The organism is uncultured Methylibium sp. (assembly GCF_902826655.1).
Classification (GTDB): domain Bacteria; phylum Pseudomonadota; class Gammaproteobacteria; order Burkholderiales; family Burkholderiaceae_C; genus Methylibium.
In genome coordinates this window covers 183,398-198,978 of record NZ_CADEFR010000001.1, presented here as the reverse complement: position 1 = coordinate 198,978, position 15,581 = coordinate 183,398, and the positions used below count along the sequence as shown (strand labels likewise).

The 15,581-nt window shown below is 72.0% G+C and carries 11 protein-coding genes and 1 pseudogene (1 of these 12 cut by a window edge); 5 read left to right on the top strand and 7 right to left on the bottom strand.

Annotated features, from left to right (window positions below):
• Nucleotides 1–62: 62 nt before the first annotated feature.
• Entirely contained in the window at nt 63–2,297 is a 2,235-nt protein-coding gene (locus QZV97_RS00920; RefSeq protein WP_295636855.1) for a TonB-dependent receptor, read from the bottom strand.
• 211 nt (nt 2,298–2,508) lie between these two features.
• On the opposite strand from QZV97_RS00920, the gene QZV97_RS00915 reads away from it, so the two are divergent.
• The gene (locus QZV97_RS00915) at nt 2,509–3,999 is read left to right on the top strand and encodes a histidine kinase (protein WP_295636851.1); all 1,491 of its coding nucleotides are present in this window, start codon (nt 2,509–2,511) and stop codon (nt 3,997–3,999) included.
• An 8-nt stretch (nt 4,000–4,007) separates the two neighbouring features.
• Nucleotides 4,008–4,757: a response regulator transcription factor gene (locus tag QZV97_RS00910; RefSeq protein ID WP_295636848.1), complete on the top strand. Its 750-nt coding sequence runs from the start codon at nt 4,008–4,010 to the stop codon at nt 4,755–4,757.
• A 19-nt stretch (nt 4,758–4,776) separates the two neighbouring features.
• Here QZV97_RS00910 and gloA read toward each other — a convergent pair whose 3' ends face one another.
• The 6 genes from gloA to QZV97_RS00880 all read right to left on the bottom strand — a co-directional run bounded on the left by gloA (nt 4,777) and on the right by QZV97_RS00880 (nt 9,881).
• Nucleotides 4,777–5,316, bottom strand: a complete 540-nt coding sequence (gene gloA, locus QZV97_RS00905; RefSeq protein WP_295636843.1) for a lactoylglutathione lyase — start codon at nt 5,314–5,316, stop codon at nt 4,777–4,779.
• A 126-nt stretch (nt 5,317–5,442) separates the two neighbouring features.
• On the bottom strand, nt 5,443–5,844 hold the full coding sequence (locus tag QZV97_RS00900; RefSeq protein WP_295636840.1) for an EF-hand domain-containing protein: 402 nt from the start codon (nt 5,842–5,844) through the stop codon (nt 5,443–5,445).
• Between the two features lie 101 nt (nt 5,845–5,945).
• Nucleotides 5,946–6,644 carry a peptidoglycan-binding protein gene (locus QZV97_RS00895; protein ID WP_295636837.1) on the bottom strand — a complete coding sequence of 233 codons (699 nt, stop codon included), beginning with the start codon at nt 6,642–6,644 and terminating at the stop codon, nt 5,946–5,948.
• Between the two features lie 18 nt (nt 6,645–6,662).
• Nucleotides 6,663–6,989, bottom strand: coding sequence for a hypothetical protein (locus QZV97_RS00890; protein ID WP_295636834.1), 327 nt, complete (start codon nt 6,987–6,989; stop codon nt 6,663–6,665).
• Between the two features lie 146 nt (nt 6,990–7,135).
• On the bottom strand, nt 7,136–7,606 hold the full coding sequence (locus QZV97_RS00885; RefSeq protein ID WP_295636830.1) for a DUF1854 domain-containing protein: 471 nt from the start codon (nt 7,604–7,606) through the stop codon (nt 7,136–7,138).
• A gap of 4 nt (nt 7,607–7,610) precedes the next feature.
• Entirely contained in the window at nt 7,611–9,881 is a 2,271-nt protein-coding gene (locus tag QZV97_RS00880) for an ABC transporter ATP-binding protein (RefSeq protein ID WP_295636827.1), read from the bottom strand.
• 182 nt (nt 9,882–10,063) lie between these two features.
• On the opposite strand from QZV97_RS00880, the gene cphA (QZV97_RS00875) reads away from it, so the two are divergent.
• The 3 genes and pseudogenes from cphA (QZV97_RS00875) to QZV97_RS00865 form a co-directional block, all read left to right on the top strand.
• On the top strand, nt 10,064–12,229 hold the full coding sequence (gene cphA / locus QZV97_RS00875) for a cyanophycin synthetase (RefSeq protein ID WP_295636824.1): 2,166 nt from the start codon (nt 10,064–10,066) through the stop codon (nt 12,227–12,229).
• 46 nt (nt 12,230–12,275) lie between these two features.
• Complete coding sequence (gene cphA, locus QZV97_RS00870; protein ID WP_295636819.1) at nt 12,276–14,852, top strand: cyanophycin synthetase; 2,577 nt, start codon at nt 12,276–12,278, stop codon at nt 14,850–14,852.
• Nucleotides 14,853–14,858: 6 nt separating this feature from the next.
• Nucleotides 14,859–15,581 (top strand): annotated as a pseudogene (locus QZV97_RS00865) (NAD(P)/FAD-dependent oxidoreductase) (it continues 348 nt past the right edge of the window).

Below are 15,581 nucleotides of genomic sequence, written 5' to 3'. Positions count from 1 at the left end.
GGCGACGCAGCGTCGGCCGGGGCGCGAGGGCGGCGGATCGCTCGTCCGCCGCGAGGGACTCGTCAGAATTTGAAGCGCAGTCCGGCGAACACCGAGCGCCGCGCGCCCGGCGCGACGAACAGCGCGTCTGCCTCGTCGCCGGCGTAGGCGCCGGTCGGCGTGAACACCGTTTCGGCCAGCGCGCCGAAGGTCTCGTAGCGCTTGTCGGTCACGTTGTTGACGTTCAGGTAGAACTCCCACTGCTTGCCGGGCTTCCAGCTCGCGCGCAGGTTCAGCAGCGTGTAGCTCGGGATCTTGAGCGTGCGCACCTCGTCGCCGGTCGCGCCGTCCTCGAGCAGGCCGTCCTCGTTGCCCGAGACGCCGCGGCTGCCGACCGTCTGCGTGTCGGCACCGACGCTGAAGCCGCCGCCGAGGCGCCAGTCGAGCGCCAGCTTGAGCGTGTGGCGCGGCAGGCCGGCGATGCGCGTGCCCGGCGTGATCGTGACGTTGCGCTCGCCCTGGCGCAGCACGCCGTCGGCCTGGTAGGTGGCCTCGAGGTAGCTGTAGCCGATGCCGAAGTCGACAGCGCCTGCGCTCACCGCCAGTTCGGTGTCGACGCCCTGGTTGCGCGTCTTCGGGAAGTTGGCGAAGTAGCCGAGCTGGCCGGTCACGCTGGTGCTGCGGAACAGGATGTCGTCCTTGTTCACCGTGCGGTAGGCCTCGATGCTGAAGCGCTTGCCCGGCGCGAACGGCCAGCGCAGTCCGGCCTCGATCGTCGTCGACTTGACCTGCTCGAGGAAGGGATCGGCCTGCAGGCCGGCCGGCAGGCGGCAGGGCTCCTCGGGGTCGGCGCAACCGAGTTCGATGACGGTCGGCACGCGGGTGTTGCGCGCGACGTTGGCGAAGATCGTCGGCGTCGTCACCGCCTCGCCGAGCCGGTGCGCGATGCCGAGCGCCGGGTTGATGCTGTTGTAGGTGAAGCGCTCGCGCGGCTTGGTCTCGATCTCGTCGGTGTCGTCGTCGCGCGTGGTCAGCGTGTTGCTGACCGTCGAGCGGTTGTAGCGCGCCGTGCCGGTGACGTGGGTGCGCGCACCGACCTGCCAGGTGTCGGTCAGGTAGAGGCCGAAGCTCGTCGACTTGCCTTCGACGTTGGCCGACAGCTCGGGGTCCTCGCCTTCCTCGGCGACCACGCCGCGGGTGTCGGTGAAGAAGCCTTCCTGCTCGAGCTGGCGGTAGCGCACCCGCGCCATGTCGACACTGGCGCCGACCTGCCACTGGTGGGCACCGCTGGCGCGCGCGAAGCTGATCGCCGCGCCGTAGCCGGTCTGGCGTGTGCTGGTGGTGTTGAACGCGGCGTTCGGATCGTCCGGCAGCACCGGTTCTTCCTCGGCCTCGTCGCCGTTGATGGTGTCGCGCTTGCTCTTGCGCACGTAGGCCAGCGCGGAGATCGAGCTGTTGGCGTCGACGGCGTGCTGGAAGTTGAAGCCCAGCTGGCCCAGCTGGTTCTTGGTCTGGTCGGGGTGGGTGTAGACCGCCTGGCGGCGGTTGAAGTACAGGTCCTCGGTCAGCTCGCCCTCGTCGATGGTGTAGGCCGGCAACAGGCCGTTGCCCACCAGCTTGCTGCTGCCGAGCAGCAGGCCGACGCTCCAGCTGGTCGTGCCGTTGTCGTGGCCGAACTTGCCGAGGAACTGGCCGAGCCGGCCGTCGGAGAAGTCGCGCCAGCCCTTCTCGTCGAAGGCGGTGGCGGCGACGTACTGGTGCCAGCCGCTGTCGCTGCTGTGGCCCCAGCTCAGGTCGAAGCGCTTGCGGCCGAAGCTGCCGCCGGAGATCTCGCCGCGCAGGCCCGGCGCGCTGCGGCCGTCGTGCGTGGTGTAGGCGAGCGCGCCGCCCAGCGAGTTGAGGCCGAAGGCCGGGTTCGCGCCCGGGACCAGCGCGATGCTGCTGACCGCGAACTCGGGCACGAGGTCGAAGTTGACGACGTCGCCGAAGGGCTCGTTGATGCGCACGCCGTCCAGGTAGACCGACAGGCCCTGGCCGGCGCCGATCAGCGGCGACGCGCGAAAGCCCCGGTAGGTCAGGTCGCCCTGGAAGGGGCTGCCCTGGATGTCGTTGACCTGCACGCCCGGCACGCGGCGGTTCAGGTAGTCGACCTGGTTCTGCGCCTGCGCCTCGTCGATGCGGTCGCGCTTGATGAGCTGGGTCGAGTAGGGCAGCAGGTTGCGGTCGATGCCCTGGCCGGGCAGCGGGGAAACACCGATGACCTCGACGCGCTCGAGTTGCTGCGCCGGAGCAGTCTGTGCAACTGCTCCACCGTGCATCGCGATCAGGGGAAGCCCTAGCGCGCCGATCGCGCGCAAGGCGCGGGACAGCGGCGATAGTGCGGGTCCCGCGAGGCGCGGGCGCTGCCGGAACCCAACGGCGGTCGATCGTGCAGAGCGTGTCATTCCGAGTCTCCTCATATTCTTCTGATGAACCTTGCGCCATGAACGTCGCGTCATGAACTTCGCAAAGGGCGCCGATTCTGTTGCGATGGACGTGCCAGTCCCTCCGGGAAAAACTCCCGACCTGACCGCGCCGGTCCCGGCGGCGGCCGCGCCGATGGACCTGCCGCGCCTGGTGATGCGCGGCGCCCTGGCGGTGGTCGCGGCCGCGCTGGTGCTGGCGTTGCTGCTGGGCCTGTGGCGCGCCCGCGAGGACATGCGCGACGAGCTGGCCGGCGCACTGGCGCAGGCGCGCACCAACGCGCTGCTGGTCGCCGCCCAGGTGCGCAGCGACGACGAGCTGGTGGCGGCGCTGCAGGCGGTCGGCCACGACGACGGGCCGCGTCACCTCGAGCTGCGGCTGATCGACGCGACCGGCCGCGTGCGCCTGGAGCCGCCGGTCGAGCCGCCGCCGTCGTGGCCGCTGCGGGCCCTGGTGGCGCTCAACGGCGTGCTGTTCGCGCCGCCGGCCGACCGCACCGTCGGCATCGTGCTGCCGCGGCCGGACGGCCTGCCGTGGCAGGCGCAGTGGGTCGCATCGCACGACGCCGAGCAGCGCGAAGCCATGGCCCAGCTGCTGGACATGCTGGTGCTGGTGGCGGGCTGCGGCGGCGTGATGCTGCTGGTGATGCGCTGGCACCTGAAGCGCTCGTTCCGCCCGCTGGCGCCGCTGCTGTCGGCGATCGCACGGGTCGAGCAGCAGGACGTGTCGGCGGTGCGTGCGCTGCCGGCGATGCCGATCCGCGAGCTCGATGCCATCGCCAATGCACTGCGCCACCTGGCCGGGGCCCTGGAGCAGGCCGAGGCGCAGCGCCGCCAGCTCGCTGCCCAGGTGCTGACGCTGCAGGAGGACGAACGCAGCCGCCTCGCGCGCGAGCTGCACGACGAGTTCGGCCAGCACCTCACCGCGCTGCGCGTCGACGCCGCGTGGCTGCAGCGCCGGCTGGCCGACCAGCCCGAGCTGGCCGCCGTGGTGGCCGGCATGAGCGGGCAGTGCGAACGCATCCAGCAGGAAGTGCGCGCGCTGCTGACGCGCCTGCGGCCGCTGGCCGGCGCGCCGGACGACGAGGCGGGGCACGATGCCGAGGACGTCGAGCGCCTGCGCAGCCTGCTGGACAACCTGGTCCGGGCCTGGGCCCAGTCGCCGGGCCAGACCACGCACTACCGGCTGCAGTTCGACATCGCCGGCCTGGACCACGACGCACGGCTGCCGCGCGAGCTGGTGCTGGCGGTCTACCGCATCAGCCAGGAAGCGCTGACCAATGTGGCGCGCCACGCGCGCGCCGCCGAGGCGACGCTGCGCGTGCACATCCAGCCGGTCGACGGCGGCGGCATGCTGCACTGGTCGGTCGAGGACGACGGCTGCGGCCTCGACCATCCCGGCGTCTGGCAGCGCGGCAACGGCCTGGCCGGCATCAAGGAGCGCGTGTGGGCGGCCGGCGGCGATCTCGACTGCCAGCCCGCGCGGCCGCAGCGCCCGGCATCCCCGGGGCTGCGCCTGCAGGCCCTGTTGCGCTACAACACGACTTCCGGATCCTGATGAACACGATGACTGCTGTGCGTACGACGCCGCGTGTGGACTCTTCATTCGGCGCGCCGCTGCGCGTCGAAGGCAGCCCGAGCGCGCCGCTGCGCGTCGAAGGCCGCGAGGGCGCGCCGCTGCGCGTCGCGCTGGCCGACGATCACGCCGTGGTGCGCGCCGGCTACCGGCGGCTGCTGGAGCTGGAGGCCGACATGGCCGTGGTGGCCGAGTACGGCGACGCCGACAGCGCCTACAGCGCGCTGTGCAACGGCGGCGCGTCGCACGAGCTGCCCGACCTGCTGGTGCTGGACCTGTCGATGCCCGGCCGCAGCGGCCTGGAGCTGCTGCGCCGCCTGACGCTGCGCCGGCCCGAGCTGCCGGTGCTGGTCTTCACGATGCACGAGAGCGCCGCGATGCTGGACCAGTGCCTGCGCGCCGGTGCGGCCGGCTTCGTGACCAAGAGCAGCGCGCCCGAGGTGCTGGTCGACGCGGTGCGGCGCGCCGCCCGCGGCGAGCGCGCGCTGTCGCCCGACATGCTGGCGCTGCAGGTCGCGCAGGGTGCGGGCGGCCCACCGCACGCGCGGCTGTCGAGCCGCGAGTTCGACATCCTCACGCAGCTGCTGGCCGGGCAGAGCGTCGACGAGATCGCGCAGACCCTGCGGCTGTCGGTCAAGACCGTCGCCAACTACCAGACCCGCATCCGCCAGACGCTGGGCGTCGTGACCGCGGTCGAGCTGCTGCGCTACGGGCGCGAGCACGGCCTGAGCGGGCCCTGAGGGCCCGCGGGCCGCCGGCTCAGCGCCCCAGGTTCTTCAGGCGCGCGGCCTCGACGATCTCGATCCAGTAGCCGTCGGGATCCTTGATGAAGGCCACGTCGCGCATCTTGCCCTGCTCGGGCCGCTTGACGTAGGCGACGCCGTTCGCGTCGAACCAGCGCACGGCCGCGTCGAGGTCGGGCACCGAGAAGCAGATGTGGCCGAAGCCCTGCGGCTGGGCATTGCCGTCGTGGTACCTGAAGTCGGCCTGCGCCTCGGTGCCCCAGTTGTGCGTGAGCTCGAGGATGCCGCGCTGCGCGAAGGTCCAGGCGGTGCGCTCGCCGACGTCGTCCGGTGCCGCGGCTTCGCCCGCCACCGGCCGGTGCAGGAAGTACAGCGAGAACTTCATCTCCGCAAAGTCCAGCTTGCGCAGCACGCGCATGCCGAACACCCGCGTGTAGAAGTCCAGCGCCACCGCCGGGTCCTTGACCCGCAGCATGCTGTGGTTGAGCGTGAAGCCGTCCGACGCGGCGTCGGGGCGGGCCGTGACGCCCGGGTGGGTTTCGGTGGTGAAGCTCATGCCGTGGCTCGCCTGAAGTGGAGACGCGCCCGGCCGTTGCGGTCCGGGCGGGCGGCAGTGTTGCACCGACCGCCGCCCGGCGGGTGTTAGCCAAGTACCTACAAGGGGAATCCCCGCGCCGCCCGCCTACCGGGCCTGCAGCGTCAGCGCGACCAGGTATTCGGCGAGGTCCAGCGTGCCGTCCTTGTCGGGGTTGGCCGCGTCGAAGGTCTTCCTCGACTTGATGCCGGCCTTGCGCGCCTCCTTCCAGTCGAGCGTGCCGTCCTTGTCCGGATTGGCGGCCTCGAACATCGCGGTGACCGCCGCGAGCATCTCCTTGCGGTCCAGCGTGCCGTCCTTGTCGGGGTTGGCGGCCTCGAACGCCTTCCTGGAGATGCCGAACTTCAGCGCCTCCTTCAGATCGAGCGTGCCGTCGTTGTCCGGGTCGGCCTTCTTCATCGCGGCGTCGATCTGGGCGTCGGTGGGCGTCGCCGCCGTGGCGAACGAGGCCCCGACGATCAGGGCCAGCAGGGTCAGGGTGCGCTTCATGGGTGGTACTCCGGTCGATGAGCCGACAGAGGCTAGCAACGCGGGTGCCGGGCGGCTCGGGAAATTCTCCCGAGCGCGGGTCTGCGAGGCCTCGCGTGGAGCTACAGCCCCAGCTTCCCCAGGGTCCTCGGCCCGGCCTCCCCATCCGGCACCAGCCCCGCCTGCAGCTGGAAGCTGCGCACGGCCGCATCGGTGTGCGGCCCGAAGACGCCGTCGACGTCGCCCGGATCGAAGCCGCGCACCCTGAGGGCCTGCTGCATCTTGCGGATCAGCGCGCCCTGCATCGGCGGGAATCGCAGGCGCAGGATCAGCGCGGCGGGCGGGCGGAACACCGCGACCGGCAACTCGTCGGGATAGTCGATCAGCGGCACCCGCATCGCCAGGTCCCAGCGCCGGCCGTCGACCTTGTCGGTGGTGACGCCGCGCCGTTCGGAGTGGGCCTCGACGGTGCTGCCGTCGCCGCGCGAGATGGCGACGTGGCCGATGCCGCCGGGCGCGGGCTTGCGCACCAGCACCGCGCCGGCGGTGGCGCGTGCCTGGCCCAGGCTCACGGGGCGCCGCGAGGCCTGGGCGTCGCGCGCCCATGCGCCCGAGTAGGCATCGGCGCGCGCCGGGTTGGCGGCGTTGTCGGTGCAGCCGACCAGCAGGCCGGTGGTCTGGAAGACCAGCCACGACGCGAACTCGGCACAGTCCCAGGGGCCTTTCCAGCGCGCGTTGTCCTTGGGCGCGAAGGCGCCGAGCTTGTAGGTCTCGCCGAGGTGCCTGTTGCCCAGCTTCACGAGGTCGGAACCGGTGGCCATGTCCGTCTCCTTGCGGGGCTAGAGCGCCAGCTTCAGCGCCGTCTTCAGGCCGCCGAGCAGCGTGCCGAGGAAGGCGTCGACGGCGGCCTGCGCGGCCGCCTTGACGGTCACTGCCAGCGCCGCGGCTTCGGACTGCAGCGCGCGGCCGCTCTCGTCGAGCAGCATCGCGCCGGTCTCCCTGGAGATCTGCCGCGTCGCCACGCCCTCGGCGATGGCGCGCAGCGCGCCGGCGTTGGCCCGGGCGCTCTCGCGGATCCAGTCCTGCGCGGCCTGGCCGCCGGGCTGGGCGGCCTTCAGGCCGGCGTCGAGCGCCTTGCCGAAGAGCGGGTCGAAGTCGAAGGCCATGGAGATGCTCCTCGCGCCAGGCTGGCCTGCCCACACCCGGGCGGTGCGCCTGCGTGGCGTCTGCGAGGCACTCTGAGCCTTGTGCGCCGAACGCGCATCCCCAGTTCCGACTTGCCAGACCCGCGCGCGCGCGGCGGTCGGCGGCTTCAGAGAAAGCGTTCGAGCAGGCGCTTGGAGCGCTTGTCCAGCGCCAGCAGGTCGGGCACCAGGAACTGGATGCCGTGGCTGTCGGCGACCAGCAGCGCGCCGCCGCCCAGGCGTCGGATGTCTTCCTCGCCCTTCAGCACGAAGCGCGTGTCGCCGCGGTCGGTGGCGACCTCCCAGGTGCTGGGGGTCGAGAAGGTCGACACGCTCCTGATCTGGCGGATCACCGGCGTGAACTCGCGGTTCGCCAGCTCCTCGTCGATCAGCGCGCGCTGCGCCGGCGGCAGCGCGGCCAGGCGGGCGATCCATTGCAGCTCGCGGCCCTCGGGTCCGATCAGGGACAGGCCTTCGTCGGGGGCGGCCAGCGGGAAAGCGCGCACCGGCACCACGCCCTCGTGGCGTTCGCCGGCACGCAGCAGCACGAGGCGGCCGTGGCCGTCGCGCTCGAGGTGGAAGTCGTCGTCGCGCTTCATCGGGTCAGGCCAGGTCGGCGGTGTGGGCCGAGGGCGCGGCCTCGCGGCGCGGCGGCTCGGCATCGTCGTCGGCCTCGACGCGGCGCAGCTGCGCTTCATACAAGCGCCAGTAGGCGCCGCGCCGCGCCATCAGTTCGTCGTGCGGGCCGACCTCGACGACCTTGCCGCGGTCCATCACCACCAGCCGGTCGGCCTTGCGCAAGGTGGACAGGCGGTGCGCGATCGCGATCGTCGTGCGGCCCTGGACCAAGTTGTCCAGCGCCTTCTGGATCTCCTTCTCGGTCTCGGTGTCGACCGAGGAGGTGGCCTCGTCGAGGATCAGGATGCGCGGGTCGATCAGCAGCGCGCGCGCTATCGAGATGCGCTGGCGCTCGCCGCCGGACAGGCCCTGGCCGCGCTCGCCGACCAGCGAGTCGTAACCCAGCGGCAGGCGCAGGATGAACTCGTGCGCGTGCGCGGCGCGCGCGGCGGCCACGATCTCCTCGCGCGTCGCCTCGGGCTTGCCGTAGGCGATGTTCTCGGCGATGGTGCCGAAGAACAGGAAGGGCTCCTGCAGCACCAGGCCGATGTGGCGCCGGTAGTCGGCCACGCCGAAGCGGCGGATGTCGGTGCCGTCGACCAAGATGCGGCCGTCGGTCACGTCGTAGAAGCGGCAGATCAGGTTCACCAGCGTGCTCTTGCCCGAGCCGCTGTGACCCACCAGGCCGATCATCTCGCCGGGGCGGATGTCCAGGTCCAGGCCGCGGATCACCGTGCGCGTGCCATAGCGGAAGCCCAGCTCGCTCAGTTCGATGCGGCCCTGCAGCCGCTCGATCTTCACCGGTTGCGAGGGCTCGGGCACGTTGGAGACGTGGTCCAGGATGTCGAAGATGCGCTTGGCGCCGGCGGCCGCCTTCTGCGTCACGCTGACGATGCGGCTCATCGAATCCAGCCGCGTGTAGAAGCGGCCGATGTAGGCGATGAAGGCCGTCAGCACGCCCACCGTGATCTGCCCGCCCGCCACCAGCCAGATGCCGAAGGCCCAGACCACCAGCAGGCCGATGTCGGTCAGCAGCGACACCGTCGGCGAGAACAGGCTCCAGGTCTTGTTGAGCTTGTCGTTGACCGCGAGGTTGAGCTTGTTGGCCTCGCGGAAGCGCCCCGCCTCGCGCCGCTCCTGCGCGAAGGCCTTGACGACGCGGATGCCCGGGATCACGTCGGCCAGCACGTTGGTCACGTCGCCCCAGACGCGGTCGATCTTCTCGAAGCCGGTGCGCAGCTTGTCGCGCACGCGGTGGATCATCCACGCGATGAAGGGCAGCGGCAGCAGCGTCGCCAGCGCCAGCCAGGGGTTGATCGAGAACAGGATCGCCGAGGTCATCGCGATCATCAGCACGTCGGTGGCGAAGTCCAGCGCGTGCAGCGACAGGAAGACGCTGATGCGGTCGGTCTCGGAGCCGATGCGCGCCATCAGGTCGCCGGTGCGCTTGCTGCCGAAGTAGTCCAGGCTGAGGTGCAGCAGGTGCTCGAAGGCGGCGGTGCGCAGGTCGGCGGCGATGCGCTCGGACACCAGCGCCAGCAGCCAGGTGCGCGCCCAGCCCAGGCTCCAGGCCACCAGGGCCGCGCCCAGCAGGCCCGACAGCAGCAGCATCACGTAGCCGGGTTCGATGCGCTGGCCGTTCTGGAACGGGATCAGCACCTCGTCCATCAGCGGGATGGTCAGGTAGGGCGGCACCAGGGTCGCCGCGGTCGATGCCAGCGTCAGTAGAAACCCGGCCAGCAGCTGGCGCCGGTAGGGCCGGGCAAAGCGCCACAGCCGCAGCAGCACCCAGGTCGACGGCGGCTGGGCCTCGGCTTCGGCGCCGCTGGCCTCTTCCGGCTCGGCGGCGACTTCGTCCGCCGCGGTGTCGGCCGCACCGTTCTGGCGCTGGGCCTGCAGCTGCTCGAACTGCCGCAGCAGACGCAAGGCTTGCACGTTGTTACCCAGCGTGTAGCGCCACAGCCGGAGGCGGGCGCGATCATCGTGGAGCTCGAGGCTGCCGACCCCGCCGTGGTCGGCGTGCCGCAGTGTCAGCCGGGCGTCAAGAGGCCAGTCCTGCCACTGTTCGCTGCCCGCACAGAGGGCCATCAGGCGCCGGTCGGTCAGCGCGAGCAGTCCGTGCGCGAAGTGCAGCTTCGCGTCGAGGTCAACCTCCAACGTGGCCAGCACGTTCTCGTCCGGTGCAAGCCGGGCTTGCAAGGCCGCACGGGCCGCCCCGGAGGCGGCCGCCTCGTCGACAGGATGGTGATGATGCATTCAGACTTTTTTGCCAAGGCCCGCAAGGCTGGCCACTATCCCCCGGAAGGGCCCGAGATTCTGACCGATGCCGGACTGGCCTGCCGCATGGAGAGCGGGCCGGAGCATGGTGCCAAGGAGCCCGCCGGGCGCACAATCGTGCGTCGGTCCTGGGCCGCCCGGGGCCATCGCCCCCGCAAGAAATGAGCAAGAAGAGCGACGTTCAGCTGCTACGCATCAACTACCTGCGCGGTCCCAACATCTGGACCTATCGCCCGGTACTCGAAACCTGGCTCGACCTCGGCGAACTCGAGGACTTTCCCTCCAACCAGCTGCCCGGCTTCAACGGCCGGCTCTGCAGCCTGCTCCCGGCGCTGGAAGAACACCACTGCGGCGTCGGCGAGCGCGGCGGCTTCCTGCAGCGTCTGCAGGAAGGCACCTGGTCCGGCCACGTGCTCGAGCACGTCGTCATCGAACTGCTCAACCTGTCGGGCATGCCGACCGGCTTCGGCCAGACCCGCAGCACCTCCCGGCGCGGCGTCTACCGCATGGTGTTCCGCGCCCGCGAGGAGCAGGTGGCCCGCGCGGCGCTGACCCAGGGCCACCGGCTGCTGATGGCGGCGATCAACGACGAAGGCTTCGACGTCCCCGGCGCGGTGGCGCAGGTGCGCGAGCAGGTCGAGGCCTGCTACTTCGGGCCCAGCACCGCCGCCATCGTCGGCGCCGCGACCGACCGGCGCATCCCGCACATCCGCCTGAACGGCGGCAACCTGGTGCAGCTGGGCCACGGCCGCAAGCAGCGCCGCATCTGGACCGCCGAGACCGACCGCACCAGCGCCATCGCCGAGGGCATCGCCGGCGAGAAGGACCTGACCAAGTCGCTGCTCAAGGCCTGCGGCGTGCCCATCCCCGAGGGCGAGGTCGTCGCCAGCGCCGAGGCGGCCTGGGCCGCGGCCGAGGACATCGGCCTGCCGGTCGCCGTCAAGCCCACCGACGGCAACCACGGCCGCGGCGTGACGCTGGACCTGCGCAGCCGGCCGGACATCGAGGCGGCCTACGCCTTCGCGGCCGAGAACGGCAGCGAGGTCATGGTCGAGCGCTACGTGCCGGGCAAGGAGCACCGGCTGCTGGTGGTCGGCGGCAAGGTCGTGGCGGCGGCGCGCGGCGAGACCGCCTGGGTCACCGGCGACGGCCGCTCCACGGTGCTGGAACTGGTGGCCAGCCAGATCAACAACGACCCGCGGCGCGGCGAGACCGAAGACCATCCGCTGGGCCTGGTCGAGGCCGACAAGGACGGCGCCATCGTCTCCGACCTGCAGCGCCAGGGCCTGACGCCGGGCTCGGTGCCCGAGGCCGGGCGGCAGGTGCTGATCCAGCGCAACGGCAACGTCTCGATCGACTGCACCGACCAGGTCCACTCCGAGGTCGACCACATCGTCTCGCTGGCCGCGCGCGTGGTGGGCCTGGACATCGCCGGCGTCGACGTCGTGGCCGAGGACATCTCGCGCCCGCTGCAGCAGCAGGGCGGGGCGGTGGTCGAGGTCAACGCCGGCCCCGGCCTGCTGATGCACCTGCGGCCCGCCGAGGGCGTGCCGCGGCCGGTCGGCCACGCGATCGTCGACCACCTGTTCTCCGAGGACGAGAGCGGCCGCATTCCCATCGTCGGCGTCGCCGGCTCGCAGGGCACGCACACCGTCGCACGCCTGGTGGCCTGGCTGGTGCACCTGAGCGGGCGCCACGTCGGCCTGGCCTGCCGCGACGGGCTCTTCCTCGGCAGTCGCCAGGTCGAGCGCGGCGATTGCGCCCACTGGGACGCCGGCCACCGCCTGCTGATCAACCGCCAGGTCGAGGTGGCCGTGTTCGAGAACGGCGCCGAGGCCATCCTGCGCGACGGTCTGGCCTACGACCGCTGCCAGGTCGGCGTCGTCACCGACCTGGGCGGGGCCGAGGCCCTGGGCGAGTTCGACGTGCGCGAGTCCGACCAGCTGGTCAAGGTGCTGCGCACCCAGGTCGACGTGGTGCTGTCGGACGGCGTGGCGGTGCTGAACGCGGCCGACGAGCGCGTGGCCGGCCTGGCCGAGCTGTGCGACGGCGAGGTCATCCTCTACGCCCGCGACCCGGCCACCGCGGCGCTGGCCGCGCAGCGCGAATCCGGCGGCCGCGTCGTGTTCCTGCGCGACGGCCGCGCGGTGCTGGCGACCGGCACGATGGAGACCGGCTCGGTGGCGCTGGGCCGCGGCCGCATGGCCGTGGTGCCCGACGAGACCGTGCTCGCGGCGGTGGCCACCGCCTGGGCGCTGGGCATCGCGCCCGAACTGATCGCCGCCGGCATCGAGACCTTCGAGCCCGAAGTGAAGTGGGCCCGCTGAGGCCCGGCGCGCCGTACCGACATCGAACCACGAACAACAACGAGCGATGCAAGTCTCCCGCATCCGCGCGCTGCGCGGCCCCAACCTGTGGAGCCGTCACACGGCCATCGAGGCGATCGTCGCCTGCACCACGCCCGAATGTGCGATCGCCGATCGCGCCGCCTTCGAGGCCCGGCTGCGCGCGCTCTTCCCCGCCGTCGGCGCGCTGCAGCCGCTGGGTCACACCGGCTCGCTGGCGCTGGCGCACGTGCTGGAGTCGGTGGCGCTGGCCCTGCAGGCGCAGGCCGGCTGCCCGGTGACCTTCAGCCGCACCTCGCAGACGGTCGAGCCGGGCATCTTCCAGGTCGTGGTCGAGTACAGCGAGGAGGAGGTCGGTCGCCTGGCCTTCGCCATCGCGCGCGAGCTGATCGAGGCCGCGCAGACCGGCCAGGCTTTCGACATCGACGCCGCGATCAAGCGCCTGCGCGAGACCGACGAGGACGTGCGCCTCGGCCCCAGCACCGGCTCCATCGTCGCGGCCGCCGTCGCGCGCGGCATCCCGTACCGCCGGCTGACGCAGGGCAGCCTGGTGCAGTTCGGCTGGGGTTCGCGCCAGCGGCGCATCCAGGCTGCCGAGGTCGACACGACCAGCGCGGTCTCCGAGGCCATCGCCCAGGACAAGGACCTCAGCAAGAACCTGCTGCGCGCGGCCGGCGTGCCGGTGCCGATCGGCCGGCCGGTCGCCAGCCCCGACGAAGCCTGGGCCGTGGCGCAGGAGATCGGCCTGCCGGTGGTGCTGAAGCCGCTGGACGGCAACCAGGGCAAGGGCGTCACCGTCAACATCGTCGACCGACCGCACCTCGAGATCGCCTACCGCGCCGCCGACGAGATCGGCACGGTGATGGTCGAGAAATACCTGCCGGGCAACGACTTCCGGCTGCTGGTGGTCGGCGACAAGCTGGCCGCCGCCGCGCGGCGCGATCCGCCGCACGTCAGCGGCGATGGCGTGCACACGGTGCGCGAGCTGGTCGACCTGGTCAACGCCGACCCGCGGCGCGGCGAGGGTCACGCGACCTCGCTGACCAAGATCCGCTTCGACGAGATCGCCATCGCGCGGCTGGCGGTGCAGGGTCTGGAGCCCGGCTCGGTGCCCGAGAAGGGCCGCCGCGTGATCCTGCGCAACAACGCCAACCTGTCGACCGGCGGTACCGCCACCGACGTGACCGACGACGTGCACCCCGAGGTGGCGGCGCGCGCCGTCGCGGCGGCGCAGATGGTGGGCCTGCAGATCTGCGGTGTCGACGTCGTCTGCGAGAGCGTGCTGCGCCCGCTGGAAGAACAGAGCGGCGGCGTCGTCGAGGTCAATGCCGCGCCGGGCCTGCGCATGCACCTGTCGCCGTCCTACGGCAAGGGCCGCAACGTCGGCGAGTCCATCATCGGCCACCTCTACCACCACGGCGACGACGGCCGCATCCCGGTGGTCGCGGTGACCGGCACCAACGGCAAGACCACCGTCACGCGGCTGATCGCGCACCTGTTCGCCACCAGCGGACTGCGCGTCGGCATGACCAACACCGACGGCGTCTACGTCGAGGGCCGCCAGATCGACAGCGGCGACTGCAGCGGCCCCAAGAGCGCACGCAACGTGCTGATGCACCCCGACGTCGACGCGGCCGTGTTCGAGACCGCGCGCGGCGGCGTCCTGCGCGAGGGCCTGGGCTTCGACCGCTGCGAGGTGGCGGTCGTCACCAACATCGGCAGCGGCGACCACCTGGGCCTGAACTACATCACCACGGTCGAGGACCTGGCGGTGCTCAAGCGCGTGATCGTGCAGAACGTCGCCGACCACGGCTATGCGGCGCTGAACGCGGCCGACCCCATCGTCGCGGACATGGCGCACACCTGCCCCGGCGACATCATCTTCTTCGCCGCCGACCGCCACCATCCGGTGATGGCGACGCACCGTGCGCAGGGCAAGCGCGCGGTCTTCGTCGAGGGCGATGCGGTGGTCGCGGCCGAGGGCGCCTGGCGCGAGCGCGTGCTGCTGCGCGACGTGCCGATCACGCGCCACGGCGCCATCGGCTTCCAGGTCGAGAACGTGATGGCCGCGGTCGCCGCCGCCTGGGGCGTGGGCCTGGACTGGGACGTGGTGCGCGCCGGGCTGGCGAGCTTCGTCAACGACGCCGACAACGCGCCCGGCCGCTTCAACGTGATGGACTACAAGGGCGCGACGCTGATCGCCGACTACGGCCACAACCCCGACGCGATGCGCGCGCTGGTGGCCGCGGTCGACGCGATGCCGGCCGCGCCGGGCCAGACGCGGTCGGTCGTCATCAGCGGGGCCGGCGACCGGCGCGACGACGACATCCGCGAGCAGACCGTGATCCTGGGCGGCGCCTTCGACGAGGTGCTGCTGTACCAGGACGCCGCGCAGCGCGGCCGCGCCGACGGCGAGGTGATGAAGCTGCTGCGCGAAGGCCTGGCCGGCGCGCCGCGCACCCGCCACGTCGACGAGATCCGCGGCGAGTTCATCGCCATCGACACCGCGCTCGCGCGGCTCAAGCCCGGCGACCTGTGCCTGGTGCTGGTCGACCAGGTCGAGGAAGCGCTCGCGCACCTGGCGAAGCGCGTCGCGGAAGGCTAGCTCGCGATGGACCGCGTCGATGCGGTCGTCGTCGGCGCCGGTGTCGTCGGTCTGGCGGTCGGTCGCGCGCTCGCGCTGCGCGGGCTCGAGACGCTGGTGCTGGAGCGCGAGGCCGCCGTCGGCACCGGCACCAGCTCGCGCAACAGCGAGGTCATCCACGCCGGGCTCTACTACCCCACCGGGTCGCTCAAGGCGCGCCTGTGCGTGGCCGGCAAGCAGGCGCTCTACGCTTTCTGTGCCGCGCGCGGCGTGGCCCATCGCCGCTGCGGCAAGCTGGTGGTGGCCGCCGACGAGGCGCAGCACGCGAAGCTGGTCGCGCTGCAGGCCCGCGCCCGCGCGAACGGTGTGGACGGCGTGGACGGCGAAGACGACACCCGACTGCTGAGCCGCGACGAGGCGCTGGCCATGGAGCCCGCGCTGCAATGCAGCGCCGCGCTGTGGTCGCCGTCGACCGGCATCGTCGACAGCCACGGCCTGATGCTCGCGCTGCAGGCCGACCTGGAGGCTGCCGGCGGCCTGGTCGCGCTGGCCTCGCCGGTGGAGCGCATCGTCTGCGGCGGCGTGCGCCACCGCGTGCAGGCCGCGGGCACCGAGATCGAGGCGCGCATCGTCGTCAACGCCGCGGGCCTGGGCGCGCCCGCGCTGACGCAGCGCACCGACGGGCTGGCCGCGGCGTTTCAGCCGCGCGGGCGGCTGTCGAAGGGCAACTACTTCAGCCTCGCCGGGCGG

Bases quoted from the DNA above. Each gene is read 5' to 3' on its own strand.
- QZV97_RS00920 (WP_295636855.1), bottom strand. From the start codon at position 2,297: ATGCACGGTGGAGCAGTTGCACAGACTGCTCCGGCGCAGCAACTCGAG.
- QZV97_RS00915 (WP_295636851.1), top strand. From the start codon at position 2,509: ATGGACGTGCCAGTCCCTCCGGGAAAAACTCCCGACCTGACCGCGCCG.
- QZV97_RS00910 (WP_295636848.1), top strand. From the start codon at position 4,008: ATGACTGCTGTGCGTACGACGCCGCGTGTGGACTCTTCATTCGGCGCG.
- gloA (WP_295636843.1), bottom strand. From the start codon at position 5,316: ATGAGCTTCACCACCGAAACCCACCCGGGCGTCACGGCCCGCCCCGAC.
- QZV97_RS00900 (WP_295636840.1), bottom strand. From the start codon at position 5,844: ATGAAGCGCACCCTGACCCTGCTGGCCCTGATCGTCGGGGCCTCGTTC.
- QZV97_RS00895 (WP_295636837.1), bottom strand. From the start codon at position 6,644: ATGGCCACCGGTTCCGACCTCGTGAAGCTGGGCAACAGGCACCTCGGC.
- QZV97_RS00890 (WP_295636834.1), bottom strand. From the start codon at position 6,989: ATGGCCTTCGACTTCGACCCGCTCTTCGGCAAGGCGCTCGACGCCGGC.
- QZV97_RS00885 (WP_295636830.1), bottom strand. From the start codon at position 7,606: ATGAAGCGCGACGACGACTTCCACCTCGAGCGCGACGGCCACGGCCGC.
- QZV97_RS00880 (WP_295636827.1), bottom strand. From the start codon at position 9,881: ATGCATCATCACCATCCTGTCGACGAGGCGGCCGCCTCCGGGGCGGCC.
- cphA (WP_295636824.1), top strand. From the start codon at position 10,064: ATGAGCAAGAAGAGCGACGTTCAGCTGCTACGCATCAACTACCTGCGC.
- cphA (WP_295636819.1), top strand. From the start codon at position 12,276: ATGCAAGTCTCCCGCATCCGCGCGCTGCGCGGCCCCAACCTGTGGAGC.